The organism is Nonomuraea sp. CA-141351, from assembly GCF_050944675.1.
GTDB lineage: Bacteria > Actinomycetota > Actinomycetes > Streptosporangiales > Streptosporangiaceae > Nonomuraea.
Window position 1 is genome coordinate 391322 of sequence record NZ_CP191982.1, and the last position, 26113, is coordinate 417434.

Sequence of the window (26113 nt, forward strand, 5' to 3'; positions counted from 1 at the left end):
GAGCCATGGCTGGAGCCGCATCGGTGAAGTCGCCGGTCCCGGCGCATCGTGCCCGCATCGTCGCACGTGCCGACGCTTCTCACGCTCGGCGTGTGCTGGGCAGGGACGACGAGCTCCGGCTGCTCGAGTCGTTGCTCATGCACGCCTCCCAGGGCCGCGGCGGCGGGGTGATTCTGCAGGGCGAGCCCGGCATCGGCAAGAGCGCGCTGCTGTCCTGCGCCGAGGAACGGGCCGTCGGCTTCCGGGTGCTGCGCGCCGTCGGTGCCGAGCCGGAGTCCGACCTCGCCTATGCGACGTTGCACCAGCTCCTGCTGCCCGTGCTCGGCCAGGTCGACGGGCTGCCGGGCCCGCAGGCGCAGGCCCTGGACGTGCTGTTCGGGCGCATCCACGGAGCACCACCTGATCCGTTCCTGGTCGCCCTGTCGACCCTGTCGGTGCTGTCTCTGCTGGCCGGCGATCGGCCGGTGCTGTGCGTCGTCGACGACGCGCATTGGGCGGACCAGCCGACGCTGAAGACCCTGGCATTCGTCGCCCGCCGCCTGACCGACGAGCCTGCCGTGCTGCTGCTCGCCGCACGGGCCGACGAAGGGCACGGTGCCGATCTGCCCGACCTGCGCCGCGTCCCGCTCATGGGCCTGGACCGGGAATCGGCCAAGTCCCTGCTCACCGAGCGGCGGATGACCGGCAGCGAACAGAACCGCCTGCTGGCCGTCACCGGCGGCAACCCGTTGGCCCTGATCGAGCTCGCCGGACAACCGTTGCCCCCGGAGGGCACGCCCGAGCCGCCGGCCTTGCACGACGAGCTGCGGCGGTCGTTCCTGGCGAAGGTCCAGGCGCGGCACGCCGAATCGTTGCCGCTGCTCCAGCTGATCGCCGCCGGCGGCTCCGGCAGCCTCGACGGCTTCGAACGGGCCGCCGCGTTGCTGCGGGTCGACTCCGGCCCGCTGCACCGCGCCGAGCTCGACGAGCTGCTGTCCTACGACGGGACGCAGCTGGCGTTCCGGCACCCGCTGATCCGGTCCGCGATCTATCACAGCGCCCCCGCCGATCGGCGGGCGGCGATCCACCGTGCCCTCGCCGCGGCTTTCGACGGTCCGACCGACCAGCATCGCCGTGCCTGGCACCTCGGGCAGGCCGCGGTCGGCCCCGACGAACGGACCGCCGAGCAGCTCGAACGCTCGGCCGAGCAGGTGGCCGAGCGCGGTGGCCCGGCTGCTGCCATGGCCGCGCTATCGCGAGCGGCCGAGCTCACCGCAGACGGCCGACGCCGGGGACGGCGGCTGTGGACTGCCGCGCACGCTGCCCTGCACGGCGGGTTCACCGCGAGGGCCATGGAACTGCTCGACCGCGCCGAGCGCGAACCCAACTTGGACGAAGCCGACCGGATCCCGTTGGCGGTGATGCGCGCCATCGTGGCCGAGTTCGCCGGATCTCCCGAGGACGCGCTGAGCCTCATCCGGCCCTGGATCCCGCGCGTGCTGCGCCTTGACCGGCGTCGTTTCGCCCCGACCGTCGCGATGTATGCCGATCTTGGCACCCGTACCCGCCGCTCTGGGGTCTGGGCCGACCTCGCCGGCTGGCTCCAGGGAATCCCGCTGGAGCCCGACGACCCGGAAGACGCGGTGCTGCTGCTCCTGCGCCACGCCAGCCAAGCCCGTACCGGCCAGGACCTCGCGATCGCGCGATGGGACGGCGCCGCGCTCGATGCGCTGACCGATCCGATCCTGATGACCATGGCCGGCGCTGTGGCGCGCGGGCTCGGGGACCACGAGCTGGGCAGGCGCTTGTACCGCGATGCCGGGCAGCTCGCGCGCGTCGGCGGATCACTCGGCGCGCTGGCGTGGAATCTGGAGTATCAGGCCGCTGACGAGCTCGCGCACGGCAGGCTCGGGCTCGCTGAGGCCCAAGCGGAGGAGGGCTACCAGTTCGCCGTCGAGGTCGGTCAGCCGAGCACGGCCTGCCGCAACCGCGGCCTTCTCGCCCTGTGTGCGGCCATGCGCGGCCGCCCGGACGCCGCCGAGCTGGCCGCCGGCGTGCTGGCCGAGGCGACTGAGCGCAGGCTGCCCGATGCGATGGTCTACGCCTGGCGGGCACTTGGCCTCATCGAGCTGGCCGCCGGCAGGTACCACGAAGCCATAAGGCACCTCACGGCGGTCGGCGACTGGGACGTCAGCGCGCCCGCCGACCTCGTCATGGGAATCGTCCCCGACCTCGTCGAGGCCCTGGTCCGCGCCGGTGAGCAGGACCGGGCCGCCGCGGCCTCAGCTCGCTACGAACAGTGGAGCCGGCACACTACCTCACCCGAGCAGGCCGCCCTCGCGGCGCGCTGCCGGGCGCTGCTGTCCACCGGCGGCGCCGCCGACGGGCACTTCGAGCAGAGCCTGCGCCTGCACACCAGGTCCGACTCCGCGCTGGAGCACGCCAGGACACAACTGCTGCTCGGCGAGCAACTGCGCAGAGGCCGACGACGTTCGCAGGCTCAGCAACACCTGCGCGCCGCGGCGGAGACGTTCCGCAGCCTTGGCACGCTCGCCTGGGAGGATCGGGTGCTGGGCGAGCTGCGCGCCGCGGGGGAGTCCGCGCGGCCCCACCACACGGGCGCCTTGAGCACACTCACCCCGCAGGAGCTGCGCATCACCCTGGCCGTCGGCGAAGGCCTGACCAACCGGGAGATCGCCGCCCGGCTCTTCCTCAGCCCACGAACCGTGGACTACCACCTGCGCAAGGTCTTCCAGAAGATCGACATCACCTCGCGCGCCGAGCTCATGCGGCTGGTCCTCGCCGAGCGCCCGAACTGACACGGACCTGCCCAGATCCGCTGGGACCAGCGACTTCACTGATTCGGCGACCGCCCGGACCTTCCTAACGTTGGCGCGGTCACGTCCGGCGGTCTGACACGCCCGCCGGACCACTCCCGACCGAAGGAACACCTCATGTCACCCGTGGACATCGACGACGGCCAGCGCGCCGGCCTCAGACAATGGGCGGGGCTGGGGGTGCTGGTCCTGCCCGCCATGTTGCTGTTCATGATGCTCACCATCCTGTTCCTGGCCATCCCCCAGCTGGCCGCGGACCTGAAGCCGAGCAGCACCCAAACGCTGTGGATCATCGACATCTACGGCTTCCTGATGGCCGGCCTCCTGGTCACCATGGGCACCTTGGGGGACCGCATCGGCCACCGCCGGCTGCTGATTTCCGGCGCCGCCGTCTTCGCCGTCGTGTCGGTGATTGCCGCCAACACCTCCGACCCCGCGCTGATGATCGTCTGGCGAGCGGTCCTGGGCATCGCCGCGGCCACCCAGATGCCCGCCACCCTCGGGCTGATCTTCAGCACGTTCGCCGACCCCCGGCAGCGCGGCATCGCGGTCGGCATCTGGTCGGGCGGCATCTCCGTCGGCACCGGGCTCGGCCCGGTGATCGGCGGGGCGCTGCTGGAGGCGTACTCCTGGCGCGCGGCCTTCCTGGTCGCGGTGCCCATCATGGCCGTCGTGGCGATCGGCGCCCCGCTGCTGCTGCCCAACCCCCGCAACCCGGCCGCCGGCCGCCTCGACCTGTTCAGCGTGCTGCTGTCGCTGGCGACCCTGCTGCCGATCGTCTACGGGGTCAAGGAGCTGGCCAGGCCGGACTCGCTCCTGCCCGCGCTGGCCGGCATCGTGCTCGGGCTGGCGTTCGGCGCCTGGTTCCTCGTCCGGCAGCTCCGCCTACCCGAGCCGCTGCTCGACGTGCGGCTGTTCACCAACCGCGCGGTCAGCGGCGCGCTGGGCGTCTTCCTACTCGCCGCGACCGCGCTCGGCGGCATCTACCTGCTGTTCACCCAGTACCTGCAGCTCGTCGAGGGGCTCTCGCCGCTGAAGGCGGGGCTGTGGGTGCTGCCCGGGGCGGCCCTGCTGGTGGTGGTCTCCACGCTCTCACCCGTCCTGGTACGGCGCATCCGCCCCGGTCACCTGATCGCCGCCGGGCTGGCCGTACAGGTGATCGGTTACCTGATGCTCACCCAGGTCAACGTCGCAGGCGGGCTGCCGCTCCTGGTCGCGGGCTTCATGGTCCTCTATCCCGCCGTCGCGCCGTCCATGGCGCTGACCACCAACCTCGTCGTCGGCTCGGTGCCGCCGCAGAAGGCAGGGGCGGCCTCCGGACTGGCCACCACCTGCAGCGACCTCGGCATCTCGCTCGGCATCGCCGTCATCGGCAGCATCGGCGCCGTCGTCTACCGATCCCAGGCCGCCACTACGCTGCCCGCCAGCCTGCCACCCGAGGCCGCCGCGGCCAGCCGCGACAGCCTCGACGGAGCGGTGTCGGCGGCCCAGGGGCTCCCAGCCGACCTCGCCGCGGCGGTGCTCGCCCCCGCCCGTGAAGCATTCGCCGGCGGGCTCAACGTGGCGGCCGTTGTCGCGGCGGTCATCGCGGCCGGCGCCGCGATCCTGGCGCTCCACCAGCTCCGTCACATCCCACCCACCGGCTGAGAGAGCAGGTATCCATCATGGTGTCGATCCGTCGCGCGACGGCGGCCGACGCGGCGACCGTTCATGCGTTGATGTGCGAGCTGGCCGGGCATCAGGGCCAGCCGTCCGCGGTCAGCGTGAGCGTCGAACGCATGCGAGAGCTGCTCGCACGCCCAGAGATCACCTATCTGCTCGCAGAGCGGGACGGGCGGGCGATCGGCTACGTGTCCTGGCTCGTGCGGGTCAGCCTGTGGTCGGGCGGCGACTATCTCGCCCTGGACGACCTCTTCGTCCGCGCTGGGGAGCGCGGCCACGGGGTGGGGGAGCGGCTGATGCGCGCGGTCTCCGAAGCCGCGGCCGGCCGGGCGATCCGCTGGGAGGTCGCCGCGGCCAACGTGGCGGCACAGCGCTTCTACCAGCGTATCGGGGCCGACCTGATCCCTAAGATAATCTGCCGGTGGCAGGTGGAGCCCGGCGCCGCCGCGGAGTCGTGAGGGAGCCAGACTGTGAAGCTGCGTCCCGCGAGAGATGAAGACGCGCAGGAGATTGCCAGGATCTGGCACGAGGGCTGGGGCGACGGGCACCGCGGCAACGTCCCTGACGCACTCGCGGCGGCCCGGACCCCGGAATCGTTCGCCGAACGCGCGGAGCAGCGGATCGCAGATACGGTCGTTGCCACCGTCGAGGACACCGTGGCCGGGTTCGTGATGGTGGTCGAGGACGAGGTGGAGCAGGTTTACGTCGCCAGGCAGCACCGCGGCACCGCCGTGGCGACCGCCCTACTCGCCGAGGCTGAACGCCTTGTCGCGGCGAACGGTCACGAGCGGGCCTGGCTGGCGGTCGTCGCGGGTAACGCCCGCGCCCGCCGGTTCTACGAGCGGAACGGCTGGGTCGACGAGGGCCTGTTCGACCACCTCGCACCGAGCGAGACCGGACCCATCGTCGTTCCGGCCCACCGCTACGTGAAACCCCAGCAAGACCCTGCTGGTGTGACTCCACGATCACCGGATTGATCGGAGGCGGTTCAGAGGTGTAGGTATCGGCGGTGAAGGCACTGGAGGTGTGGCCCAGGGTTTCCTGTATCACCTTCATCTCCACCCCGGCTGCCAACATCAGCGAAGCCGCGCCATGGCGGAGGTCGTGGAGCCGGATGGGCGGCAGGCCCGCCAGGTAGGCGCGCGGGGCCGACGCGACAAGTGGGGCGCTCGCGCGAAGACCCACGGGAACACCCCCGCGTGCGCGGGGCCGACTGGACGGGTGTCGAATCGGCGTCCACCTGGATCGGAACACCCCCGCCCCTGGTGATGCCGACCCGAGTAGGGGCGTGGGTACAGCCCCGATGCAGCTCGATCTCGGCGGCCGCCCTCGACTCGAGGGGCAAGCGGGGTAGCGGGCCGAGAGGGTCGATGAGGGGGCGCACCGCGTCGTCGCGGATAGGGAAAGCGTGCACATCCTCCTACGTGCGAAGCAGCCGATACCGAGCAACTGTGTTCGCTTCCCGAGATCAACAAGGAGGAGCTGACCTGGTGCTTCACGCGACGTCTGCTGACGTGGCGTTCGTCGATCCGGTTGTGGGCGGGACATGGGAGACCGGTCACGGATGATGGTCTGGATCGGTACGCTGCCGTGGCTCGGGTTGGTGCCTGACGACGTTATATCCGAGCCGCCGGTGGCGGTGATCCCACGCCCCGCGAACAGCCGTCTTCCCACAGCCAACTCTCGAGAACCGTAGCCTCTATGGTCGGGACATCATGCGGCCGGAGGCGTCAACGGGCCGGCCGCCAAACCGTACAGGCTGCCATTGCCCGAGATGGCGGACGGCGAGTTCACCGGCATCGTCGACACTCCCGCGGCCGGTGTCTACCGCGTGCTCCTGCGGGCCGGGGGACGCTCGCTCCGCGGGGAGCAGTTCACTCGGGAAGAGCTGCGCACGATGGGTGTGGACCCGCGGCGACGATCGCGCCAACCTCAAGGCCGGGCGGGCACTCAACCAGTAGAAGGGCCCCTTTCGGAAGGCGCAGTGGCATTGGGGCGGTCCTGCTGGCCCAGGTGGCGCAGGATCGCGCCACCTGATGCGCGGTGCGGTTGGTAATGGGCAGGTGTCCGTCGAGCCGGGCCCGGTCGCGCCTCATCGACGTCCACCGTTCTTGCCTTGCTCGGCTTCCTCTCGTCGATGCGTTAGCCGGGCCGGAAGGACTCCCTGGGGAGCGAACCTCTCATGGGCGGACTGCGCCGAGTAGGCGGGTGCGCCAGTAGTCGTCGAGGTCGACGACCTTGATGACGTCTCCGGTCTGGGGTGCGTGGACCATCTTGCCGTTGCCGGCGTACATGCCCATGTGCCCCAGACCTTTGCTGAAGAGCAGGTCTCCGGGCTCCAAGGCGTTCAGGGGGACGCGGCGGTCGGCTCCCCAGCTCCACTGGGTCCAGGTTGTGCGAGGCAGATCGACGCCTGCCTGGCGCCAGGCGGCCTGGGTGAGGCCGGAGCAGTCGTAGGAGCCGGGGCCGGTGCCGCCGTAACGGTAGGGCTTGCCCACCTGGGCGAAGGCGAACTGGAGCGCCAGGCGGGCGTTGCCGGAGGCCGGCCCGGTGTAGGGGATGCCGGGGCTGTTGGGGTCGCCGGTCGTGAAGCCGCCGAGTCTCCGCAGGAGCTTGGTCTGCTCGGCGATCAGCTTCTCGATCTTGGCTTTCTCGTCGCGAACCTTGCCACGGGCGGTCTCAGCCTCTTCGAGGACGGTCTTGGCCTGGTTACGCTGGTCGCGCAGTTCCTTGGTGGTGGCCTCGTAGGCACGTATCTTGGCCGCCCTGGCCTGTGCCATCTGCTGGACGGAGGCCATACCGCTCAAGATCGCCCCGGGATCGCCCTGGCCGGCGAATCGCTCCAAGCCGCGGTATGGGCCGAGCTGGTAGTCGCTGACGGCCAGCCGGGCCAGGTCCGCGCGCAGGGCGGTGGCTCGGGCATCCTTGCGGCCGAGTTCGGCGTTGAGGGCGTCGTACTTCTTCTTCGCCTTCTTGTAGGCCTCGGTGGCTTGGTTGTACTGCTCGACCACCTGGTCGGCCTGCTCGTTCAGTTTCACCAGCTTGGCCCTGGCCTTGGCGGGTGAGGGCTCGGCGACGGCGGCGCCGGGGCTGGAGATCAATGCAGCTAATGTCAGCGCTACGGCCACTGCTGCCTGCCCAAGCCTTGTCGGCATGGCCACTACGACGCCTCCTCGTAAATCTCCGAACCTGGGGCGAAATAGTACAGAAGCGAAGAGGGTGGCTAGCCTGTTCGCGCCAATTTGCACCAGTGGGCGGAACGTACTATCTGAGATAGCCGTGTCGCCCCGTGTGGAGATACGCGCGTCGCCTCCAGAGCGTTCACGTGCGGGCGCCCGGCTCCCATGCTCGGGGAGCCGGGCGCGGTCCGTCAGCGGTGGGCGGCGGCCGGAGAGTTGTCTCGAATGATCAGCTTGGGCTGGCCCATCTTCCAGGGCGGATGGTCTTCCAGCGGGCGGCAAAGTCGTCCGACGGTTCGCATACGGTTAGCTCTGCGTGACGGCGGTTTCGTCGGCGGGCTCGGTGTGTACAGTCCTGCGCGTGCGCAGGGTTGCCGCGGCGAGCAGGGCGCCGACGCCGGCGATACCGGCGGCTCCGACGAATGCGGCGGAGAAGCCGCCGGTGAGCGCGGGGAGGTTGCCCAGCTGGCCTGAGCCGTTGGCGGCGGCGACGGCGGTCATGGCGGCCAGTCCGAGGGCGGAGCCGACCTGGTAGCTGGTGTTGACGATGCCGGAGGCGAGGCCGCCCTCCTCGGGACGGGCTGAGGAGATGGCGGTGCCCAGGGAGGGGATGAAGGCCAGCGACATGCCGAGTGCGGCGACGAGGCTGGCGGGCAGGACGTCGGCGGCGAAGCTGCCCTGGGGGCTGATCAGCGACAGCCAGGCCATCCCGGCGGCGAGCAGGATCAGGCCGGTGACGGTGGTCGTCTTGGGGCCGAACCGGTTGATGGCCCGGGGTGCCAGGACGATCATGCCGAGCATGATGAGGACGGTCATGGGCAGCAGGGCGGCGCCGCTGGGGAAGGCGCTGTAGCCGAGGACCTGCTGCAGGTAGAGGTTGAGGAAGAACCACATCGGGATCCAGGCTCCGCCGAGCAACAGCTGGGTCAGGTTGGCGGCGGCCAGGTTCGGGGTGCGGAAGATCGACAGTCGCATGAGCGGCTGGCGGCGGCGGGCCTGGATGGCGACGAACGCGCCCAGCAGTACCACGGCGCCGGCCAGTACGAGCCATGTCTGTGCCGAGCCCCAGCCGACCTCGGGGGCCCGGACGATGGCGTAGACCGCGGCGCCCAGGCCGGCGGTGACGGTCAGCGCGCCGGTGACGTCGATGGTGCCGCGTTGAGGCTGGGCGGCGGGCATGAGGGGTGCGGTGGACAGCAGCGCGGCGAGCGCGATGGGGATGTTGATGTAGAAGACCCACGGCCAGCTCAGGTACTCGGTGATGACGCCGCCGAGGAACACCCCTGCGGTGCCGCCCGCCGGAGCGGCCGCGCCGTACAGGGCGAGGGCCTTGGTGAGCTCCTTGGGGTCGTGGCCGAACAGCATCATCAGCAGCGTGAGCGCGGACGGTGCGATCAGGGCCGCGCCGACGCCCTGCACGGCGCGACCGGTCAGCTCGACCCAAACCTCGGGGGCGATGCCGGCGACCAGGGAACCGACAAGCAGGACGAGCCAGCCGGCGCCGAACAGTCTTCGGGCGCCGAACAGGTCCGACAGGCGGCCGCCGAGCAGCAGGAGGCCGCCGAAGGCGACGACGTAGGCGTTGAAGACCCAGGACAGGCTCTGCTGGGAGAAGCCGAGGTCTTCCTGGATGTGGGGGAGGGCCACGCCGATGATCGACGTGTCCATGATGACGATGAACTGGGCCGTGGCGATCAGGGCCAGGGCCGTCCAGCGCCGCGGTGATGGTCGGGACATTGAGCACTCTCCGGGCTTTGCCCTACCGGGGTAGGGTATAGAGATCAACTTTGCCCCGTACGGGAGACATGCGGCTGGATGTCGCACCTCTATACCTATAGGGGGTATAGGAGAAGAGATATATACACCCGGGGGGTATGTGTCAAGAGGGACTTTCCGTGGCGGATGCTGCGTTGTACATGCCTCGTCCCCTCCGGGTGGGGCGTTGGATCGTGGCATGCCGCTCTGAGCGGTGCAGTGCAGGTAGGCAGGGTGCAGGCACAAGCGGCGATTCAGCGAGCTGGACAGCCCCAGGCGGCGGCTGGCCCTAATGAACCTGAGCGTTCGGCTTTGCGTATCTCGGTACTATCAGACGTAGTCGGACGAACCTGTGTGGCGCTATCAGGTGTTGATTGCTGGCGGCATGTTCTGAGGAGGGGGCGTATGGGCAAGCGGGCTCAGCGGTTGCCCCTCCCATGCCGGCGATGGCTGTTGCCGGTCATGCTGGTGCTGGGTGTCTGGGGCATGCACACGCTCGGGCACCTCAGCTCCCACCACAGTGAGACTGCCTCATTCGGCTCGTACACCATGTCCCTGGACGTGAGTGCACACGGCGGCACGGAGCGCCGCGCTGAGCTCGTCGGGACGGTCCCAGCCGCGGACACGCCCAGCATGCCGTGGCTCGATCCGACCGCTGTATGCCTGGCCGTGCTGTCCTCTGTTGTCGCCCTGTTGATCGTGGTGACGTGGGTCGCGGGGCGGCGGTGGCTGGGCGGCTCGCCCGGCAGGGCGCCGTGGGCTGGTCGGGTGGCCAGGCCGCCCCCGCGTCGCCTGGCGCCGGCTCTGGCGGGGCTCTCGGTGATGCGTATATAGGCCGAACCATCCTCGGACGACCTTCCGGTCGTCCGAGATGTCGGCTCATGTACGCCATTTACCAGAGAGACAACCATGTTCACGAATATCAGGAAATTCTCCCCCGCCGCCGTCGCGTCGGGTGCTGCGCTGGCTCTGCTGACCGCTTGCGGCGGCACGGATAACAACTCCATGAGCGGTCACGACATGTCCACCATGTCCAGCAGTGCTCCGGCCGCCACGACGGCGAGTGCCCAGCCGAGCGCGACGTTCACCGACGCGGACGTGATGTTCGCGCAGATGATGATCCCGCACCATCAGCAGGCGGTTGAGATGGCTGAGCTGGCTGACACGCGGGCCTCGGACAAGGAGATCAAGGACCTGGCGGCGAAGATCAAGGCGGCTCAGGATCCGGAGATCCAGACCATGCAGGGCTGGCTCGCGGCGTGGGGCAAGCCGATGCCGTCCGGGGGCATGGACGACGGGATGGGGCATGACATGCCCGGGATGATGTCCGAGGAGGACATGAAGAAGCTGGAGGACGCCAAGGGCGCGGCGTTCGACAAGCAGTTCGCCCAGCTCATGATCGCTCACCACAACGGGGCGATCGAGATGGCGCGTACCGAGCAGTCCCAGGGGGCCAATCCCGAGGCCAAGGAACTGGCCAAGACCATCGAGACCGCCCAGCAGACCGAGGTGGAGCAGATGAGGAAGATCCTCAAGCGGCTCTAGGCATGACTGTCGGCTGCCCGGCCACCGGGCAGCCGACCGGGACCGTCGGTGCGAGAGGGAGCACGGTAGCGAGGACCGTTCCAGGGAAGGTGTGGGCTGGTCAGCTTAGGTCTACTCGCAGGTGACGTCCTGCGGTCGGGGGTACGGAGACCATGATCACCAAGCCGCGTGCTGTAGCACTGGTCACGGGAACGCTGGTCCTCTCTGCTTGTGGCAGCGTGACGGCGGGCCAGGATACGACTGCTGTGTCCAACGCCGCCCCTGTCATGACGACGTCGAGCGCTCAGCCGAGCGCCGACTTCAACGAGGCGGACGTGATGTTCGCGCAGATGATGCTCCAGCATCACCGGCAAGCGGTCGAGATGGCCGACCTGGCCGGTACGCGGGCATCCGACAAGGAGGTCAAGGACCTGGCGGCGAAGATCAAGGCTGCTCAGGAGCCGGAGATCCAAACGATGCAGAGCTGGCTGAAGGCCTGGGGCAAGCCGATGCCGACCGGAGGAACGATGGAGCCTGGGATGCCAGGAGGCATGTCCGAGAGGGACATGGAGAGGCTGAAGGCGTCCACGGGCTCCGCCTTCGACAAGGAGTTCCTCCGGATGATGATCCGTCATCACAAGGGCGCGATCGCCATGGCCCGCGCCGAGCAGGCGCGAGGGACGAACCCGCAAGCGAAGCAGCTGGCCGGCACGATCGTGACCGACCAGCAGGCCGAAGTGGAACAGATGCGGAAGATCCTCGATCGGCTTCAGTAGCGCGACGGGTTCGACCTCAGTGGGGGACCACTCCATCCGCCAGAACCCGGCGGTAGGCGGCCACGCGGTCCTCCACGCTGTCCAGGCAGCAACTGGAGCACTTCACCGCCTCGTCGGAGGTGTAGTACAGGCAGCACGTGTTGCGCAGGTAGAACAGCCCTTCGCGATCACCCTCTCGCAGTCTGATCACTTCGCCGAGCTTTTCGAGGCCACCGGTGGAGGCGGCGAGGAACTCTTCGTAGGCCCGTTGCAGCAGGTCGACGTCGCCGCCGCGCCGACTGGCGATGCAGAATGCCGCCGCGCACCCGTGCGCCACTCCGCCATAGAGCTGGCGCAAGCCCGCCCGGGTCCGCGCACGCATGGCGCGCGCGAGCGGGAGAAGATGCTCACCGAGCACCCAGGAGACAAGTGTCTCAACGGGCGCCTCCACGGTGCGCGGCTCGCGTAGCGCGACCGCCTCGAACCCGTGGTGCTCGGAAAGCCGGATGGCGACGTTGTGCGGCCGCATGTCCACGACCGCCCTGTCGAGCGCCCATGCAAGCAGCGCGGACGCGGTCACCGTTCCCGCGTACACGGCCATGACCGTCAGTGCGGTGGCGTGATCAGATTTCTGACCGCTGGCCACGCGCTCGGCCTCCAGTACGCGCGAAAGCTCCTCCGATGAGGAGTCGAGCAGCCGGTCGCAGGCGATCCAGTCGTCGTGCGACGCCAGGCCACGTGCAAGCCGGAAGCGCTCCCCGAAGGACTCCAGCCGCGAAAAGACATCCATCACAGCGGAGCCGCACTACGTATCGCCATAGTAGGCGATCATACCGGTAACGGGTATACCGTAGGAAGCGTTGGGGTCGCCAGATCGCCGGCGTTACGGATATGCAGGAGGACCTCGCCACCGGCTGGTCTATATGGAATGCGAAGCGCCTATCGACGACGCTGCGATGAGGGGGCCGTCGAGGAAGCCGGTTACGAGCTGGCCGAGATCTCGTAGGCCGCGCTTCAGCGCTCGATGAGTGCGGTGACCACGCAGCGCATGCGTTCGCGTAGGTCCGGGGCGTGCGGGCCGCGGGTGAGAAGTAGCTGGTGTGCCGCGCCGACCAGGGCGAGGGCCAGTGAGGCGGTGTCGGCGTCGGCAGGGATACGGCCGAGCCGCTGTTCGGCCTCCAGGTAGGTGGCGAACAGCCGTTCGCCCGCGTCCAGCTCCAGCGTGCCCTCGCCGAGCGCCTCACCCAGGCGGGGCACGATGGACGGCCTGGCCAGCGCGAGTCCGGCCAGCGCCAACAGGTTTCCGGCGAACAGCATCTCGAGCGCCGCCATCAGGTTGTCCGCCACGGTCGCCGTTCCGGCCCGAGTGGGCAGATCTTGCAGACGCCGCGTCGCTGTCTGCGCCCGGTCGACGAAGAGCGCGGCCAGGAAGCTGTCCAGGTCGCCGAAGTGGTTGTGAAGCAGCCCGGTGGCGACGCCCGCTTCGCGGGTGATCGCTCTGCCGGTCAGCCCGGAGGGGCCCTCGCGCAGCAGGACTTGCTCGGCGGCGTCGAAGAGCTGCTGCCGTACTTCGGGGATGGTGACGCCACGCGGTGACATGTCTCCGAACTTTACTCGCCTTGCCAGAATGAACACTCGCTCATACTGTATGAGCGAGTGTTCATTCTAGGGAGGGGTATGGAGACGCGAGAGTTCGTATGGACGCGCGAACATGTGTTCGCCCTGATCGCGCTCTGCCTGGCCCAGGTGCTCGACGCGGTCGACACCACGGTGGTGATTTGCCACACCGAGGCGCCTGCGTTCTGCTCGCTTCGAGCGGATGGGCTTGATCTCCATCTCAACCACGCTGAATGAGTTCGATTCATCGACGGAAGTTGTCAAGAGTCTTCTACGACTCTTCCTAGTAGAGATCGATATGCCCTTGACCAGCATGTTAAGGCGCTCTATGGGTATCCGCCGGTGAGTGATAGTAGGCATTGCCGTAGTATCTGTCGCATGACACGAGCGTGGCAGGCAGCCCAGCGCCTGCTGCTGCTCATGCTTCTCGCTACGGGCGTCGCAGCAATGCACACGGTGGGGCACCTCGACGGGCATCTCTCCTCCCCGAGCCATGGGGTTCACCTGGTGCACGCCGCAGAAACGTCCCTCAGCGTCGGCGCCGAGTCAGGACACGCCCCGAGCGAACCCGCCACGTCGGTTTGGATGTGCCTGGCCGTCCTGGGCCTGGGCATGGCCTGGCTGCTGCGTCTCCTCTTCGTCGCCGTCTTCGACTTCCTGACCGCTGTCGGTTCGCGCGTGCGCCTCTGGCCGGATCTGGGGCGCGGGCCGCCGCTACCTCTGCTCACGCGCATGGTCGTCCTCCGGATCTAGAGCGCAACCCGGGCCTACCGGTCCGGGTTCGCAGTCATCCCTGGGCACGACCTATCAAGCGAGGCATCAATCATGGACATGGATCGACGTACCCTGCTGAAGGCTGGGATCGGCTTGCTCGGTGGAGCGGCGCTCACCGCGTGTGGTGGGAATGCGTCGCCCGCCTTCGTCAGACCGAGCGGCGCCGAAGTGCGTGCCGCCGAGCAGGCTCGGCGTCCGGGCGCAATAAGAAGCTTCCGGCTGGCCGCAGCGGAAAGCCAGGCAGACCTCGGTGGCCCTGTGGTCCGTACGTGGGCTTACGACGGTCGGATCCCCGGCACCCCCATCCGTGTCACCTTGGGGGAGAGGGTACGGGCAACGCTCGTCAACCGGTTGCCCGTCGACACCTCCATCCACTGGCACGGACTGGCGCTGCGCAATGACGCTGACGGCGTGCCGGGCGTCACCCAGCAGCCGATCAGGCCGGGATCCGAATTCGTCTACGAGTTCACTGCGTCCCATCCCGGCACGTACTGGTTCCACCCACACTCTGGAACTCAGCTGGACCGGGGGCTGTATGCGCCGCTCATAGTCGACGACCCGCTCGAGCGGCTGGACTACGACGAGGAGTGGATCGTGGTCCTGGATGACTGGCTCGACGGCGTCACCGGAACCCCCGACGAGGTGCTCGCCGAGCTCTCACGCGGCATGGGTATGGACCACGCAGGCATGGGCGAGCACATGCTCATGGGGGCCACGAGTCCCTTGCTGGGTGGCGACGCGGGCGATGTACGGTACCCGCATTTCCTCCTCAATGGGCGCATCCCTTCCCAGCCGCAGACCTTTCGCTCCAGGCCGGGCGCTCGCCTGCGCATCCGCCTCATCAACGCCGCCGGCGACACCGCCTTCCGCGTCGCACTGGCCGGGCACCGGCTGACGGTCACCCACACCGACGGCTTCCCCGTACAGGCCGTCGAATCCGACGCGGTGTTGATCGGTATGGGAGAGCGTTACGACGTGCTGGTCACGCTGAAGGACGGAGTCTTTCCCCTGGTTGCGCTGGCCGAGGGGAAGGAGGCGGTGGCTCGGGGCCTGATCCGCACCAGCGGCCGGACGGCTGCTCCCGGCCCCGGCCTCCGGCCTCGGACATTGGACGGCGAGGTCGTCAGTTATGACCAGCTCATGCCCCGGGAGTCGCTACGGCTCGCGCCCAAGCGACCGGATCGCACCATCAAGCTTGAGCTCTCCGGCAGCATGATGGCCTACGACTGGGCCATCAACGGCAAGAAGTATGATCCCGCCCGCATTTACCCGGTGCGGTCTGGGGAGCGGGTGCGGCTGTCGTTCGTCAACCGCACGATGATGTGGCATCCCATGCATCTGCACGGCCACACCTTCGCCCTGCCGAGCGGTGCCCGTAAGGACACCGCCATCGTGCTGCCCAACGAGACGCTGGAGGTTGACTTCAACGCCGACAATCCAGGCGTCTGGATGATCCACTGCCACAACATCTATCACGCCGAGTCGGGGATGATGACGCTGCTCGGCTACCAGCAGCTCTGACAGAGCAAGGCGGTCACGACGCGTTCGCCGTCTGTCTCCGGGCGGCGGGCGCTCATGTCCGGTAGTACGACAGGAACATATCGATCCCTTGGACGATGAGCCGTTCGTCGCGGAGGAACTCGTACATGCATGTTCGGCTCCTTGGCAATCAATGGCTACAGTAACTCGTACAGGCATGTTCGAGTTAGAAGGCTCTCGTGACTGACACAGCCATCCAAGCGCCACCAAATTCGCGGCGATTGACCGCTCTGGTGCTGCTCTGCATTGGCCAGTTCATGCTGGTCCTTGACGTCACAGTGATCAATATGGCGCTGCCCACCCCAAGCCCGGACGCCGCTGCCGAGGAACTGGAGCGTGCCGCTTCCCAGCCAGGCCTGCGTGGTGCGCTGGTCAACGACCTCACCGCCGGACGCCTACTCGGACTCGGATCCATGCGAAGGCTGAGAGCGCCTGGCTCACCACCGCATCTGGGGTTGCGTACCAAGGGGTTCCGCCCATACCAAGGAGGGTCTAGTGCCTAGCAAAACGTCCATAAAGGTGCGGTTGTCGGTGAACGGCCACCGTCACGAACTGGAGCTCGACACCCGCGTCAGCCTGCTCGACTGTCTACGCGAGCACCTCGGCCTGACCGGCACCAAGAAGGGCTGCGACCAGGGCGCCTGCGGTGCCTGCACGGTGTTGTTGGACGGGGAGCGGGTCAACTCCTGCCTCGTGCTCGCCGCCCAATGCGAGGACGCAGAGATCACGACCATCGAGGGGCTCGCCGAGGCGGGTCGGGCGATGCAGGAGGCGTTCGTGCGTCACGACGCCTTGCAATGCGGCTACTGCACGCCGGGTCAGATCTGCTCTGTGGTGGCCATGCTTGCTGAGTACGAGGCCGGAGTGCCGAGCGCCGTGGGCGCGTCAAGCCTTACGGACGCCGAGATCAGGGAGCGGCTGGCAGGGAACCTGTGCCGGTGCGGCGCCCACAACGGGATCCTCGCCGCCGTGAGAGAGGTCAGCCGGTGAAGCCCTTCTCGTACGTCACCGCCACCGACATGTCATCGGTCATCGACGTGGCCACCACTGAATCCAAGTACCTGGCGGGCGGCACCAACCTCGTCGACCTGATGCGGGCGGGGATCGAGACGCCGGAGTGTCTAGTGGACATCAGCCGGTTGCCGCTGGCCGGGATCGAGGATCTGCCAGGTGGCGGGCTGCGGATCGGCGCCCTGGCCCGGAATACGCGTGTGGCCGCTGATGCCCGGATCGGCGATCGCTACCCCGTGCTGGCCCAGGCCATCCTGAACGGTGCCTCGCCGCAACTGCGCAACCGGGCGACGGTGGGCGGTAACCTCCTGCAGCGCACCCGCTGCGGCTACTTCTACGATCGCCACTCGGCCTGCAACAAGCGCGACCGGGGCGCCGGGTGTGACGCCCTGGACGGATTCAACCGCATGCATGCCATCCTCGGCGCCAGCCAGAGCTGCATCGCCGTGCACCCGTCGGACATGTGCGTGGCCCTGGCCGCCCTGGACGCCCAAGTCAACATCGCCGGCCGCGACCCCGTACCGCTCGCGGACTTCCACCGCCTCCCCGCAGACACTCCGCACGTCGAGACGGTGCTCGGGCCCGGCGAGTTGATCACGTCGGTCGACTTGCCGGCTGCCCTTCCCGGGTACTCGGTCTACCTCAAGGTCCGAGATCGGGCGAGCTACGCTTTCGCGCTGGTCAGCGTGGCCGTACTGGTACGGATGGAGGGCGGGCAGGCGGCCTCCGTTCGCATCGCGCTCGGCGGCGTCGCGCACAAGCCGTGGCGCGCGTACGAGGCCGAACGGTTGCTGACCGGCACGCCACTCGACGACAACCTCATCCACCAGGCAGCCGAGCAGGCCCTCGCGGACGCCCGCCCGCTCCAGCACAACGCGTTCAAGCCCGAACTGGCCAGACGCCTGATCTACCGAGCGCTGAAAGGAGCCGTCTCATGAGCCTCGCCTCACGCGGCTTCGCCCTCGCCAGCAAGGCGATGAGCAAACTGGGCAGGCTCCTCCCCGATGGCAAGCCGGACCCCCTGGCCCACGGTCTCGGCGAGATCGGCCGGCCCGCCGACAGGCTGGACGGCCACGCCAAGGCTACTGGCGCCGTCCAGTACACAGCAGACCACCGACTGCCGGGCCTCGCCTACGCCGTCGTGGTCGGCAGCACCGTCGCCAAGGGCCGCATCACCACCATCCACATCCCTCCGGCGCCCGGCGTGCTGCTGGTGATGACGCACCACAACGCGCCCGCGATGAAGCGCACCTCCGCCTACGCCACCCTCCGGGGCCCGCTCGGCGCAGCCGCGATGAGCCTGCCCGTGCTCAACACCGACGAGATCTTCTGGTACGGCCAGCCCATTGCGGTCGTCGTCGCCGAGTCCCTGGAACAGGCCAGGTACGCGGCCTCACTGATCCACGCCGACTACCGGCCGCAGCGGGCCACTCTTTCGATGATCGGAGCGAAACCGTTCACGCCCGCGCACGCCGTACTGGAAGAGCCCGTCACCAAGCTCGGCGACGCCCGCGCCGCGCTCGCCAGCGCCGCGGCCGTGGTCGAGGCCGAGTACACCACGCCGCTCGAACACCACAACGCGATGGAGCCGCACGCCACTCTCGCGCACTGGGAGGGTGACCGGCTCACGGTCCACGACACCTCGCAGTACCCATACGGCGTCAAAGAGATGCTGGCCAAGAAGTTCTCCCTCCCAGAAGAACGCGTACAAGTGCTGTCACCCTTCATCGGCGGTGGTTTCGGTGGCAAGACGTGCGCCTGGCCGCACGTCTCGCTCGCCGTGGCGGCGGCTAAGCTCTCCGGCCGGCCCGTCAAACTTGTCCTCTCGCGCGCCGACGTCTTCACCATGACCGGCGGGCGGGCCCCGACACGCAGTCGCGTCTCACTCGGCGCCGACGCCGAGGGCCGGCTCACCGCACTGGAACACCACGCCTTGTCCTCGTGCACCACCGACGAATTCGCCGAGGCGGCCGCCATCGCCTCCCGCCACCTGTACGCCTGCCCCAACCTGCACGCCACTCAGCAGGTCGTGCGCCTGGATCGCATCCAGAACGCCTTCTTCCGCGGCCCGGGCGTCGCACCCGGATCCTTTGCCCTGGAGTCGGCCATGGACGAGCTGGCCTGGCGGCTCGGCCTAGATCCGCTCGAGCTCCGCCTCCGCAACGAGCCGGAACGCGACCCGGCGAGCGGCATCCGTTTCGCCAGCCGCCACCTGCGCGAGGCGTACGCCCTCGGTGCCGACGCGTTCGGGTGGTCATCGCGCCCACCCACGACGCGCGCGGTCCCCGACGGCCACTGGCTCGTCGGGTACGGCATGGCCGCGGCGATCAATCCCGACGCCGTACTCATCGCCGGAGTGAAGCTGCGCCTGACCACCGACGGCACCGTGACCATCCACAGCAGCACCAACGAGCTGGGCGCTGGCACCTCGACGGCGCAGAGCCAGGCCGCGGCGGACCGCCTCGGACTGCCCCTCGACCGGATCCGCTTCGAACAGGGCGACTCCGACGTGGCCAAGACGCGAATCCCCGGCGCCTCCGCCGCCACGACGACGCTCAGCTCGGCCATCTGGTCCGCCCGCGACAACCTCGTACGCGAGCTGCTCAAGCTGGTACGCGACACCGACTCGCCGCTGGCGGGACGACCGTCCAGCGAGGTCGAGACCCGCGACGGCGGCCTGTTCCTGATCAGCTCACGCAGGGGCGAGAGCTACGAGCGCATCCTGGCCAGGGCCGGCCTGGAGGCCGTGGAGGTGGAGGGAAGGTCGGCGTTGCCGTTCCAGACCATCAAGCGGGGCACCTACACCTACGGCGCGCACTTCTGCGAGGTACGAGTGGACGAGGACACCGGTGAGGTACGCGTCACGCGGTGGGTCGGGGCGTTCGACGGCGGCCGGATCGTCAACCCCAAGCAGGCCGCCAGCCAGATGCGTGGCGGGATCATCATGGGCATCGGCATGGCGTTGACCGAGGAGACGCTGCTCGACGAGCGCACGGGCCGGATCGTCAACCGCAGCCTGGCTGAATACCACGTGCCGACCCATGCCGACGTGCCCGACATCGAGATCCGCTTCGTCGACCGGCCTGACCCGCAGACCCCACTCGGCGCCAAGGGCATCGGCGAGCTCGGCATCGTGGGCGTGGCGGGCGCGATCGCCAACGCTGTCTACCACGCGACCGGCAAACGCGTCCGAACCCTGCCCATCACACCTGACAAGCTGATGTAGCGTGCGAGCGCCAGGCCGCTCATGTGGCATGGACGCATGCAGGAGTTGGGTCGTGTTGGTGCGCCGGAGATAGGGCGCTTCGGGGGCGATTATCCCTGACACGACTGTTGGGGATGGACTCACAAGAGTTGGGCACGGACGAACCCGGCCAGAAGGACCGCGAAGCCGCCCACCTCGGCGACGATGAGCGTGATCATGAACACGCTCGTGCCCGGAGCGCGGTCGCGCAGTTGGTTATCGGTGTCGCGCCGCCAGCCGTGGTACACATACGTGCCGATCGCGGCCACGAAGAACAGGATCATCGCGCCAGACGCCATGAGGTTGACCACGACGTTCCACGCGCCGAACTCGACGAAGACCGCGACCAACAGGGTGGCGAACGCGTACAGAAGGGCCGCCCGATGGGCGGTGTCGACGTAAAAGTGTGCCTGGTGATCCGTATTCGTCATCATCTGCCGGTATTTCCAGACGCCCAGCAGCAGCGCCCACAGGAAGATCGCCCCTGATGCCAGTACGACGACCCTTGTATCGATCCCTAACTCACCCATATCTCGTACATTAGTGTACGAGATATGGGGTGGGCTCCCCATGCCGTCCGCCCCTGCGGGCGAACCCACGGTTCATAGGGGCATGGATGCTTGAAGGAGCTGGGTCGTGTAGGTGTGGGCGGGGGATCGGGCAACCTCTTCGGCGCGGCCGTGCTCCACGATCTCGCCTGCTTGGAGAACCAGGATGCGGTCGCAGGACTGAACGGCTTCGCCCAGGTCGTGGGTGACGAACAGGACGGCGAGGCCGTGGTCGGTGGCCAGGGAGCGGAGCGTGGTGGCGATGCTCGCCCGGGTGGAGACGTCGAGCATGGAGGTGGCCTCGTCCGCGATGAGCAGTACAGAACCGGAGGCGAGGGCGCGGGCAATGGACACCCGCTGGCGTTGGCCGCCGGAGAGCTGACCAGGGAAGCGGGCGAGGAATTCGGGGTCGTCCGGCAGCCCGGCGGCGGCCAGCGACTCCCGCACGCGGGCGAGCCGCTCACGACGGGGCACTCCGGCCACCGCCATCGGCTCGGCCACGAGCGCCGCGACGCGCATCCCGGGGTGGAGTGCGTCGTAGGGGTCCTGATGAACGAAGCCGACGCGCTGCCGCAGGTGCCGTAGGGCGCGGCCCCGGCGGGCCGTCAGCTCCTGGCCTTCGAGGGTGACGCGACCTGCGGTCGGTTTGATGAGGCCGAGCAGGATCCGGGCGAGTGTGCTTTTGCCGGATCCGCTTTCGCCCACGAGGCCGACGATCTCGCCGGCGCGGATCTCCACGTTGACGTCGCGAAGTGCGTCCACGACTCGGGAGCGAGTCCGGTAGGTGTGCCGGATTCCCGAGGCGGTGACGACGGCGCTTCCTGAGGTGCCGTCAGCACGTGGCACCTTCGGGTAGGAGGGGCGTTCCGGTTCCGTGTGACGGTGGCAGGCGATCTGCGCCTCTCCCTGTGCGACCAGCGGGGGCGTCTCCTGGCGGCAGCGGTCGATGGCGAGCGGGCAGCGCGTCGTAAAGGCACAGCCGGACAGGGCGTGGCCGAGAGCCGGGGCGGATCCAGGGATGCTGCCCCACGCGACCTGGCGGTCGGCGACCGGGGTCGCGGTGAGCAGCCCCGCGGTGTAGGGGTGAGCGGTGTAGGGGGAGAGCGTGCGGGCCGGACGCATCTCAGCGAGGCGGCCCGCGTACATGATGGCGATGCGGTCGGCGTATGGCAGCAGCCCGGCCAGGTCGTGCGAGACGATCAGCATGCTGGTGCCGAGCTCGGCCAGTAGGGCGAGGATCTGCCGCTGGGTGATGGCGTCCAGTCCTGTGGTGGGCTCGTCCGCGACCAGGAGGTCCGGCTCCCCTGCCAGGGCGAGCGCGATGGCTACCCGCTGGCGCTGGCCGCCGGACAGCTCGTGAGGATAGGACCTGAGCATTGCCCGTGCCAGTCCAACCCGGTCGAGCAGGTCGGCAGGTTGAGCCGTGCCGCTGTGCAGGGTGAGCATCTCGGCTAACTGTGCGGCGATCCGGTGCACAGGGCTGAGTCCGGTCATCGCGCCCTGAGGAACGGTGGCGATGCGGGTCCCGCGAACCCCGCTCCAGTCCATGCGCCCGACCAACTCGTGCTCGCCCAGCAGCGCGGACCCGCTGGCCTGTGCTGTGGCAGGGAGGAGTCCGAGCAGCGTGCGGGCCAGAGAGGTCTTGCCGCAGCCGCTCTCGCCGACCAGCGCCAGAATCTCGCCGTCCGTGATGTCGAGGTCGATCTTCTCCACGGCTGCCAGGCCGCCGTAGCGGACGGTCAGGTCGCGTACTTTCAGGGTCATCGGGCAGCCTCCCGCAGGGCCGGGTTGAGCCGTTCCTCCGCTGCGACGCCGATCAGGGCTAGGGAGAGCACCGTGAGCGTGATGGCGGCGCCCGGCGGCAGCGCCCACCACAGCCAGGCGTCGGAGAGGAAGACGCCGTTGGTCTGCACCCAGTAGAGCGTGGTGCCCCAGCTCGGCGAGGTCGGGTCGCCGAGGCCGAGGAACGACAGGGTGGCGTCGTAGATGATCGCGACCTTCGCGGTGCGGACGAAGACCGGGATGAGCAGCGGCCCGATGAGGTACGTGCCGTGCCGGGCCAGCAGCCACCAGGCAGGTGCGCCCATGGCCCGCGACACTTCCAGATGGCCGCGCGACCAGGCGGTGAGCACCCCGGCTCGCAGGACGCGGGCGGGCACCGGCCACAGGATCAGGGCCAGGATCGCGGCCCTGACGCCGAACGACTGGCCGAGGAACGCGGCGGCCAGGATGTAGAGGATCAGCTCGGGCAGGATCAGCAGGACGTCCGCGCCACGCATCAGCGTGACCGACAGCCAGTGCGGCCCGATCCCGGCGGCGCCGCCGATGATCGCGGCCAGCAGGGTGGTGGTAGCGGCGACGATGAAGGCCAGGCCCAGGGACGTGCCGGCGCCCACGATGAGCTGGTCGAGCAGGTCTCGGCCGAGATCGTCGGAACCCAGCGGCAAGCCTGCCCGTGGTGGCGCGTACGGCTCGGCCACGCGCTCGCGCCCTGCGCCGTCGGGCAAGGTGACTCCATACGTCGCGATGGCGACTATCGCGACGAGGACGCCTACGCCGATCATTCCTTGCGCGCCGAGCAGGTTACGGCGCGGCGCTTTGAGGAACATCATCTCCGGTCTCCGGTTCTGGCGCGGGGATCCAGCAGCGGGTACGTCGCGTCGGCCAGCGCGTTCATGAGGACCACCATCACGGTGAGCACCAGGAAGGCGCCCTGCATGAGCGGGTAGTCGCGGGCGGTGATCGCGTCGAACGTGAGCCGTCCGAGCCCGGGATAGGCGAAGACGGTCTCGACCACGATCGCCCCGGCGGCCAGAAAACCGATCTCCAACATGAGGATCGTGTGCACCGGCAACAGCGCCGGGCGCAGGGCGTGCCTGCGCACCAGCCTGCCGTACGGCACCCCGCGGGCGTGCGCGTGCTGCACCGGCTCACTGGTCAGCACAGTGAGCAGCGACGAGCGCGTGTACAGGAACAGGTAGCCCATGCCGGTGACGGTCAGCGTCGTCACCGGAAGGATCAGGTGCTGCAGGACCCCGCTGAGCGTCACCCCTTCGGGCCCGGAGACGCCATACGTGGGCAGCAGCTGCAGCTTCACCCCGAACAGGACGATCAGCAGCATGCCGAGCCAGAACTGGGGGATCGAGTCGGCGACCACGGCGGCACCGAGCAGCCCGGAGCCCTTGCCCCGGCGCCGGCGCAGGGCGCCCGCCACGCCCAGCGTCACCCCGAGGACGGCGGTGACCGCGGTGCTCGTACCTACCAGTAGGAGCGTCCACGGCAGCGCGTCCGCCAGCGCCTGGGTGACCGAGCGGCCATCCGACAGCGAGGTGCCGAGGTCCAGGGTGAACACGCCGGTCAGGTAGTCGAGGAACTGCTGGGGGAGCGGTCGGCCGAAGCCGTACTGCGTGGCGATCTGCGCCCGCTCGTCGGCCGTCAGCCTGGCCAGCGCCTCCGGACTGCCGAACAGCTTGAGCGGGCCGCCGGGCAGCGCCCGGGGCAGCGCGAAGTTGAGCGTGAGCGCGACCAGCAGCACCGTGAGGTACTCGGCCAGCCTGCCGGCGAGGTAGCGGGGGTAGCGGAGGCGGCCGGCTTGGATCGCCGTCATCAGAGGCGGTAGTCGACGAGGGAGAACTTGTTCAGCGCGGCGGCGCCGTTCTGCCAGGTCCAGCCGCTGTAGATGTCCTTGCGGAAGGCGTAGGCGCCGTTGCGGTAGTACAGGGTGAGGAACGGCATCTGCTCTGCGATCTGTGCCTGAAGCTTCTTGGCCGCCTCCGTGCGGGCCTCCATAGTGGGGGCGGCCGTCATGGTGGTGATGGTGTCGTCGACGGCAGGGTTCTTGAAGCCAACGACGTTCAGGCTGCCGTCGTCCGGGTCGGAGGCCAGGAGCTGGGCAATGGTGCCGCTGCTGAGCATGACGGGAGCGGACCAGCCCCACATGGACATGTCGTAGTTGCGACCTTTGCGGACGTCGTAGTCGGGCCACACCTTGGCGTCGAGGGAGTCGGAGTCGAGCGAGGTGACCTTGACCGCGACGCCCACGTTCTTCAGCATGTCGCGGATCAGCTCAGCACTGCGCAGCCGATCGGTGGAGGTGCTCTGCACCAGCAGCTCGTACGACATGGGCTTGCCTTCCAGCACCCGGATCCCGTCCGGTCCAGGCTTGGCGCCGAGAGCGTCGAGCTCGCGCTTGGCCGCCTCAGCGTCGAAGATCGGCGGAAGCTGGTCGCCCTTGATGGGCGACTCCGCGTGGATGAATCCAGGATTGCCAGGCGTGCCCTGGCCGAGCAGCGCCGTCTTGACCAGATCTCCCGTGTCGATGGCCTTGGCCAGAGCCCGTCGTACCTCGGGCCGGTCGAACGGCGGCCTGGTCGTGTTGAACACCAGCAGCGTGGAGGCGAATTCGGTGCCCTTGACCACTCCGATGTTCGGCTGCCTTTCCAGCGTCGCGAGCTGCTGCGGGGGCACGATGCGCGCCGACATGTGCACCTCGCCGGTCCGCAGGGCGGCGAACTGTGTGGACTCCTCGGGGATCACCGCCACCTTGATCGAGTCCACCTTCGGTTTGCCCAGGACGTAGGCGGGGTTGGCGGTGAGGGTGTAGCCGCGGGCGTTGTCATACTGGCTCAGCTTGTACGGCCCGCTGCCGACGGCCTTGTCCGCCCCAGCCGCGCTCACCTTCTGCACCGAATCCCACAGGTGCTTGGGCAGGATCGCCATGTCGGCCAGGATTCGGCGGGGGAACTCGGGATCGGGCGCCTTGAGCGTCATGGTCACGGTGTCGCCGCTCGCGCTGACCTCCTCGATCGGGCGGACGTCGATCGAGGAGTCGCCCTCCATGTTCTTGCGATAGAACTCGACGCTGAACAGCACGTCGTCGGCGGTGAGCGGCTTGCCGTCATGCCAGGTGACGCCTGGCCGGAGCGGCATGGTGAACGTCTTGTTGTCAGAGGTCTTGATCTCCTTGGCCAGGAGCGGTGTGACGCCGTCGCCCCGCACGATGACCAGCGTGTCGAAGAGCAGCTTCACCAGGTTGTTGCCTGGGTAACCGGTCTGGTTGGTGAACGGCGTGAGCGTGCCCTCATCCGAGGAGATGGCGATCGTGATGCTCTTCGTCTGCTGGGTGCCGGGCGCGGTGGGTGTCGTGCTGGTGCTGGATCCACATGCCGTCAGGAGCGCGAGGGAGAGCAGTGCAGCCGCGGTTCGGTGGTACAACAAAACCTCCGGGGGGTATATGAGGTACAAGATGACCCCATCGGGGAGGGCGCGCGTTGCACGTGACTCTATAGGTCTGTTACGTAGATGCAAGAGTCCGTTGTGTAAATACCATGATTCACGTTGAGCTGGGATGATACGTCAGCCAGGACTTCTTCGGTCGGAGCTCTTGTATGGGATGGATGCGGACTCTACTATGCCGCCTAATATTCACTCCAGCGATTAGCCCTGCTCGGCGTACTCCGTGATGATGCGTGCATAGCCCTGCGTGGGCTCGGCCAGTCCGGGCATCTGGGATCCGTGAATGGCGGCGGGGAAGCCCAGTGAACCCCTCTACGTTTCGGGCCTACACACCTAAGCCGACGGCGGTCTCAGATGGCCTCTGGCAACGCGTGGCCGCCGGGGAGGTGGCCGTCTCGTTCGGTCTCGGCACCGATGGAGGTCTCACGCCAGGGAGCAGGGTGAACAGTCAAGG

General features: G+C 68.5%; 22 protein-coding genes and 1 pseudogene. 13 read left to right on the plus strand and 10 right to left on the minus strand.

Annotated elements, in window-relative coordinates; translation table 11 throughout:
- Positions 1 to 92 precede the first annotated feature (92 nt).
- The 4 genes from ACQPWU_RS01990 (at position 93) to ACQPWU_RS02005 (ending at position 5455) form a co-directional block, all read left to right on the plus strand.
- A complete protein-coding gene (locus ACQPWU_RS01990) occupies positions 93 to 2798 on the plus strand; it encodes an AAA family ATPase (RefSeq protein ID WP_433436520.1) in 2706 nt (901 codons plus the stop codon).
- Between the two features lie 135 nt (positions 2799 to 2933).
- A complete protein-coding gene (locus ACQPWU_RS01995) occupies positions 2934 to 4463 on the plus strand; it encodes an MFS transporter (RefSeq protein ID WP_433436522.1) in 1530 nt (509 codons plus the stop codon).
- Positions 4464 to 4480: 17 nt separating this feature from the next.
- Positions 4481 to 4936, plus strand: coding sequence for an N-acetyltransferase family protein (locus ACQPWU_RS02000; RefSeq protein ID WP_433436524.1), 456 nt, complete (start codon positions 4481 to 4483; stop codon positions 4934 to 4936).
- 12 nt (positions 4937 to 4948) lie between these two features.
- Complete coding sequence (locus tag ACQPWU_RS02005; RefSeq protein ID WP_433436526.1) at positions 4949 to 5455, plus strand: N-acetyltransferase family protein; 507 nt, start codon at positions 4949 to 4951, stop codon at positions 5453 to 5455.
- 73 nt (positions 5456 to 5528) lie between these two features.
- Here the strand turns inward: ACQPWU_RS02005 and ACQPWU_RS02010 are convergent.
- The 3 genes and pseudogenes from ACQPWU_RS02010 to ACQPWU_RS02020 all read right to left on the minus strand — a co-directional run.
- Positions 5529 to 6026 (minus strand): annotated as a pseudogene (locus ACQPWU_RS02010) (hypothetical protein); the annotation flags it as partial.
- A gap of 632 nt (positions 6027 to 6658) precedes the next feature.
- The gene (locus tag ACQPWU_RS02015) at positions 6659 to 7579 is read right to left on the minus strand and encodes an NlpC/P60 family protein (protein WP_433436528.1); all 921 of its coding nucleotides are present in this window, start codon (positions 7577 to 7579) and stop codon (positions 6659 to 6661) included.
- A 384-nt stretch (positions 7580 to 7963) separates the two neighbouring features.
- Positions 7964 to 9394: an MFS transporter gene (locus ACQPWU_RS02020; RefSeq protein WP_433436530.1), complete on the minus strand. Its 1431-nt coding sequence runs from the start codon at positions 9392 to 9394 to the stop codon at positions 7964 to 7966.
- A 423-nt stretch (positions 9395 to 9817) separates the two neighbouring features.
- Here ACQPWU_RS02020 and ACQPWU_RS02025 point away from each other — a divergent pair, with 423 nt between their 5' ends.
- From ACQPWU_RS02025 to ACQPWU_RS02035, 3 genes are all read left to right on the plus strand, one after another.
- On the plus strand, positions 9818 to 10246 hold the full coding sequence (locus tag ACQPWU_RS02025; protein ID WP_433436532.1) for a hypothetical protein: 429 nt from the start codon (positions 9818 to 9820) through the stop codon (positions 10244 to 10246).
- A gap of 75 nt (positions 10247 to 10321) precedes the next feature.
- Positions 10322 to 10957 (plus strand): DUF305 domain-containing protein, encoded by a 636-nt coding sequence (locus tag ACQPWU_RS02030; protein ID WP_433436534.1) that lies wholly within the window; start codon positions 10322 to 10324, stop codon positions 10955 to 10957.
- Between the two features lie 152 nt (positions 10958 to 11109).
- Positions 11110 to 11712 (plus strand): DUF305 domain-containing protein, encoded by a 603-nt coding sequence (locus ACQPWU_RS02035; protein WP_433436536.1) that lies wholly within the window; start codon positions 11110 to 11112, stop codon positions 11710 to 11712.
- 16 nt (positions 11713 to 11728) lie between these two features.
- On the opposite strand, the gene ACQPWU_RS02040 is transcribed toward ACQPWU_RS02035, so the two are convergent.
- Positions 11729 to 12481, minus strand: coding sequence for a (2Fe-2S)-binding protein (locus ACQPWU_RS02040; RefSeq protein ID WP_433436538.1), 753 nt, complete (start codon positions 12479 to 12481; stop codon positions 11729 to 11731).
- A gap of 224 nt (positions 12482 to 12705) precedes the next feature.
- Positions 12706 to 13290: a TetR family transcriptional regulator gene (locus ACQPWU_RS02045; protein WP_433436540.1), complete on the minus strand. Its 585-nt coding sequence runs from the start codon at positions 13288 to 13290 to the stop codon at positions 12706 to 12708.
- A gap of 78 nt (positions 13291 to 13368) precedes the next feature.
- On the opposite strand from ACQPWU_RS02045, the gene ACQPWU_RS02050 reads away from it, so the two are divergent.
- The 6 genes from ACQPWU_RS02050 (at position 13369) to ACQPWU_RS02075 (ending at position 19858) form a co-directional block, all read left to right on the plus strand.
- On the plus strand, positions 13369 to 13545 hold the full coding sequence (locus ACQPWU_RS02050) for a hypothetical protein (protein WP_433436542.1): 177 nt from the start codon (positions 13369 to 13371) through the stop codon (positions 13543 to 13545).
- Positions 13546 to 13686: 141 nt separating this feature from the next.
- Positions 13687 to 14061 carry a hypothetical protein gene (locus ACQPWU_RS02055; RefSeq protein ID WP_433436544.1) on the plus strand — a complete coding sequence of 125 codons (375 nt, stop codon included), beginning with the start codon at positions 13687 to 13689 and terminating at the stop codon, positions 14059 to 14061.
- A 78-nt stretch (positions 14062 to 14139) separates the two neighbouring features.
- Positions 14140 to 15603 (plus strand): multicopper oxidase family protein, encoded by a 1464-nt coding sequence (locus tag ACQPWU_RS02060; RefSeq protein WP_433436546.1) that lies wholly within the window; start codon positions 14140 to 14142, stop codon positions 15601 to 15603.
- A 513-nt stretch (positions 15604 to 16116) separates the two neighbouring features.
- Positions 16117 to 16611 (plus strand): (2Fe-2S)-binding protein, encoded by a 495-nt coding sequence (locus ACQPWU_RS02065; protein WP_433436548.1) that lies wholly within the window; start codon positions 16117 to 16119, stop codon positions 16609 to 16611.
- Complete coding sequence (locus ACQPWU_RS02070; protein WP_433436550.1) at positions 16608 to 17570, plus strand: FAD binding domain-containing protein; 963 nt, start codon at positions 16608 to 16610, stop codon at positions 17568 to 17570. The genes ACQPWU_RS02065 and ACQPWU_RS02070 overlap by 4 nt, the downstream gene beginning before the upstream one ends.
- Complete coding sequence (locus ACQPWU_RS02075) at positions 17567 to 19858, plus strand: xanthine dehydrogenase family protein molybdopterin-binding subunit (RefSeq protein ID WP_433436552.1); 2292 nt, start codon at positions 17567 to 17569, stop codon at positions 19856 to 19858. The genes ACQPWU_RS02070 and ACQPWU_RS02075 overlap by 4 nt, the downstream gene beginning before the upstream one ends.
- Before the next feature lie 119 nt (positions 19859 to 19977).
- Here the strand turns inward: ACQPWU_RS02075 and ACQPWU_RS02080 are convergent, their stop codons facing one another.
- From ACQPWU_RS02080 to ACQPWU_RS02100, 5 genes are all read right to left on the minus strand, one after another.
- A complete protein-coding gene (locus ACQPWU_RS02080; RefSeq protein WP_433436554.1) occupies positions 19978 to 20406 on the minus strand; it encodes a hypothetical protein in 429 nt (142 codons plus the stop codon).
- A gap of 72 nt (positions 20407 to 20478) precedes the next feature.
- Positions 20479 to 22188 carry an ABC transporter ATP-binding protein gene (locus ACQPWU_RS02085; RefSeq protein WP_433436556.1) on the minus strand — a complete coding sequence of 570 codons (1710 nt, stop codon included), beginning with the start codon at positions 22186 to 22188 and terminating at the stop codon, positions 20479 to 20481.
- Positions 22185 to 23036 carry an ABC transporter permease gene (locus ACQPWU_RS02090; RefSeq protein WP_433436558.1) on the minus strand — a complete coding sequence of 284 codons (852 nt, stop codon included), beginning with the start codon at positions 23034 to 23036 and terminating at the stop codon, positions 22185 to 22187. Before ACQPWU_RS02090 ends, ACQPWU_RS02085 begins: the two co-directional genes overlap by 4 nt.
- The gene (locus ACQPWU_RS02095; RefSeq protein ID WP_433436560.1) at positions 23033 to 24031 is read right to left on the minus strand and encodes an ABC transporter permease; all 999 of its coding nucleotides are present in this window, start codon (positions 24029 to 24031) and stop codon (positions 23033 to 23035) included. The genes ACQPWU_RS02090 and ACQPWU_RS02095 overlap by 4 nt, the downstream gene beginning before the upstream one ends.
- Positions 24031 to 25638, minus strand: coding sequence for an ABC transporter substrate-binding protein (locus tag ACQPWU_RS02100; RefSeq protein ID WP_433436562.1), 1608 nt, complete (start codon positions 25636 to 25638; stop codon positions 24031 to 24033). The genes ACQPWU_RS02095 and ACQPWU_RS02100 overlap by 1 nt, the downstream gene beginning before the upstream one ends.
- Between the last annotated feature and the right edge of the window lie 475 nt (positions 25639 to 26113).

Excerpts from the sequence above, each read along its gene's own strand:
- ACQPWU_RS01995 (WP_433436522.1), top strand. The coding sequence starts at position 2,934 with ATGTCACCCGTGGACATCGACGACGGCCAGCGCGCCGGCCTCAGACAA.
- ACQPWU_RS02000 (WP_433436524.1), top strand. The coding sequence starts at position 4,481 with ATGGTGTCGATCCGTCGCGCGACGGCGGCCGACGCGGCGACCGTTCAT.
- ACQPWU_RS02020 (WP_433436530.1), bottom strand. The coding sequence starts at position 9,394 with ATGTCCCGACCATCACCGCGGCGCTGGACGGCCCTGGCCCTGATCGCC.
- ACQPWU_RS02025 (WP_433436532.1), top strand. The coding sequence starts at position 9,818 with ATGGGCAAGCGGGCTCAGCGGTTGCCCCTCCCATGCCGGCGATGGCTG.
- ACQPWU_RS02030 (WP_433436534.1), top strand. The coding sequence starts at position 10,322 with ATGTTCACGAATATCAGGAAATTCTCCCCCGCCGCCGTCGCGTCGGGT.
- ACQPWU_RS02035 (WP_433436536.1), top strand. The coding sequence starts at position 11,110 with ATGATCACCAAGCCGCGTGCTGTAGCACTGGTCACGGGAACGCTGGTC.
- ACQPWU_RS02040 (WP_433436538.1), bottom strand. The coding sequence starts at position 12,481 with ATGGATGTCTTTTCGCGGCTGGAGTCCTTCGGGGAGCGCTTCCGGCTT.
- ACQPWU_RS02045 (WP_433436540.1), bottom strand. The coding sequence starts at position 13,290 with ATGTCACCGCGTGGCGTCACCATCCCCGAAGTACGGCAGCAGCTCTTC.
- ACQPWU_RS02050 (WP_433436542.1), top strand. The coding sequence starts at position 13,369 with ATGGAGACGCGAGAGTTCGTATGGACGCGCGAACATGTGTTCGCCCTG.
- ACQPWU_RS02055 (WP_433436544.1), top strand. The coding sequence starts at position 13,687 with ATGACACGAGCGTGGCAGGCAGCCCAGCGCCTGCTGCTGCTCATGCTT.
- ACQPWU_RS02060 (WP_433436546.1), top strand. The coding sequence starts at position 14,140 with ATGGATCGACGTACCCTGCTGAAGGCTGGGATCGGCTTGCTCGGTGGA.
- ACQPWU_RS02075 (WP_433436552.1), top strand. The coding sequence starts at position 17,567 with ATGAGCCTCGCCTCACGCGGCTTCGCCCTCGCCAGCAAGGCGATGAGC.
- ACQPWU_RS02080 (WP_433436554.1), bottom strand. The coding sequence starts at position 20,406 with ATGGGTGAGTTAGGGATCGATACAAGGGTCGTCGTACTGGCATCAGGG.
- ACQPWU_RS02085 (WP_433436556.1), bottom strand. The coding sequence starts at position 22,188 with ATGACCCTGAAAGTACGCGACCTGACCGTCCGCTACGGCGGCCTGGCA.
- ACQPWU_RS02090 (WP_433436558.1), bottom strand. The coding sequence starts at position 23,036 with ATGATGTTCCTCAAAGCGCCGCGCCGTAACCTGCTCGGCGCGCAAGGA.
- ACQPWU_RS02095 (WP_433436560.1), bottom strand. The coding sequence starts at position 24,031 with ATGACGGCGATCCAAGCCGGCCGCCTCCGCTACCCCCGCTACCTCGCC.